Annotated in this window: 3 protein-coding genes; 2 read left to right on the top strand and 1 reads right to left on the bottom strand. The window is 68.7% G+C overall.

All coding sequences use genetic code 11. The features are described 5' to 3' along the window. A partial coding sequence (locus JYJ84_RS35390; RefSeq protein ID WP_205190191.1) for a DNA-processing protein DprA occupies positions 1–492 on the bottom strand: 492 nt, incomplete at its 3' end. Positions 493–677: 185 nt separating this feature from the next. Here JYJ84_RS35390 and def point away from each other — a divergent pair. Both def and fmt read left to right on the top strand, forming a co-directional pair. Beyond that, positions 678–1,181 (top strand): peptide deformylase, encoded by a 504-nt coding sequence (def, locus tag JYJ84_RS35385; protein ID WP_011353573.1) that lies wholly within the window; start codon positions 678–680, stop codon positions 1,179–1,181. A 34-nt stretch (positions 1,182–1,215) separates the two neighbouring features. After that, a partial coding sequence (gene fmt / locus JYJ84_RS35380; RefSeq protein WP_205190190.1) for a methionyl-tRNA formyltransferase occupies positions 1,216–1,945 on the top strand: 730 nt, incomplete at its 3' end.

The following is a 1,945-nucleotide window of genomic DNA, read 5'->3' as shown; positions in this document are numbered from 1 at the left end:
GGCGTCGGACAACTCGCGTGCGAAGCGTGTCGCGTCGGCGAGCCCCTGCGGCGTCGCGTGACGGCTGCCGACCACGGCGAGCGCGCGCGCGTGCAGCAGGTCGAGCCGGCCCTTTACATATAGCAGCGGCGGCGGATCGTGCAGGTCGCGCAGCCGTGGCGGGTAGGCCGGATCGTTGAGCGTGACGAGCGTATTGCCCGGTGCGTCGAGCCAGGCGAGCGCGGCCTCGGTGCGCGCGTCGAGACCGTCACGCTCGCTCGCGCGCACGGCCAGGGCGGCGGCGGGGCTGGTTGCGGCGGCGATGGCCTGGTCGGATGCGCGCAGCAGCGCGTCCGGTGAGCCGAACGCATCGAGCAGTGCCTGCAGCACGGCGGGGGTGAGGCCGGGCGCATGCGCGAGCTGTAGCCACGCGCGCAGTGCGGAGGTGGTCAGCGCTTGCGGCGACATGAGGCGCCCCTCGAATGCGGTGGCCAGCGGACCGCGTGGCGCCATGATAAAATTTTCATCATCCGAAATACTCGACAGGGCCGCGCGCGCAGGCGCCCGGCCGATTGCAGGAGGCATGATCCGCGGCATTGATTCGCCGCGCGTCCGCCTCATCTTCATTGCATCCCGGCAGCAGCGCCAGCCGGCCGGATGGCCGATGCGGCACGCCGCTCCACCGAATACCGAACGCCATGGCTTTACTCAATATTCTTCATTACCCCGACAAGCGGCTGCACAAGGTCGCGAAGCCCGTCGACAAGGTCGACGACCGGATCCGCAAGCTCGTCGCCGACATGGCCGAGACCATGTACGCGGCACCGGGCATCGGCCTTGCGGCCACGCAGGTCGACGTGCACGAGCGCGTGATCGTGATCGACGTCTCCGAGGAGAAGAACGAGTTGCGCGCGTTCATCAACCCCGAGATCGTGTGGTCGAGCGACGAGAAGCAGATCTATGAAGAGGGCTGCCTGTCGGTGCCCGGCATCTACGACGAAGTCGAGCGTCCCGACCACGTGCGCGTGCGCGCGCTCAACGAGCAGGGCGAGACCTTCGAGCTCGACTGCGAGGGCCTGCTGGCCGTGTGCGTTCAGCACGAGATGGATCACCTGATGGGGCGCGTGTTCGTCGAATACCTGTCGCCGCTCAAGCAGACGCGCATCAAGACGAAGATGAAGAAACTCGAACGCGCGATGTAACGCGCGTTCGCCCAGCCCGACCCCGAACGCTGTCATGACCCATACGTTGCGCGTAGTTTTTGCCGGCACGCCGGAATTTGCCGCGGCTGCCCTCGCCGCGATCCACGAGGCCGGTTTTCCGGTACCGCTCGTGCTCACCCAGCCCGATCGCCCTGCCGGGCGCGGGATGAAACTTCAGGCGAGCGCGGTGAAGCGCTACGCCGTCGAGCACGGGATGCCGGTCGCGCAGCCGCCGTCGCTGCGCCGCGCGGGCAAGTACCCGGCGGAGGCGGCCGATGCGATCGAGCTGCTGCGCACGACTCCGCACGACGTGATGGTGGTTGCCGCGTACGGCCTGCTGCTGCCGCAGGAAGTGCTCGACATCCCGCGCGACGGCTGCATCAACATTCACGCGTCGCTGCTGCCGCGCTGGCGCGGCGCCGCGCCGATCCACCGCGCGATCGAGGCCGGCGACGCCGAAACGGGCGTCACGCTGATGCAGATGGATATCGGCCTCGACACCGGCGCGATGATCGAGGAGGCGCGCGTCGCGATCGCGCCCGACGAGACGACCGCGACCCTGCACGACCGGCTCGCTGCCGAAGGCGCGCGACTGATCGTCGACGCGCTCGTGAAGCTCGAGCGCGACGGCGTGCTGCCGGCGATGCCGCAACCGGCCGACGGCGTGACCTATGCTGAAAAGATCGGCAAGCACGAAGCGGCGCTCGACTGGCGCAAGCCTGCCGACGTGCTTGCGCGCCAGGTGCGCGCGTTCGATCCGTTCC

It is taken from the genome of Burkholderia sp. LMG 13014 (assembly GCF_905232215.1).
In the GTDB taxonomy this organism is placed as follows: Bacteria; Pseudomonadota; Gammaproteobacteria; order Burkholderiales; family Burkholderiaceae; genus Burkholderia.
Note: the sequence above shows the minus strand (reverse complement) of the source record. Positions and strands in the feature narration are given on the sequence as shown.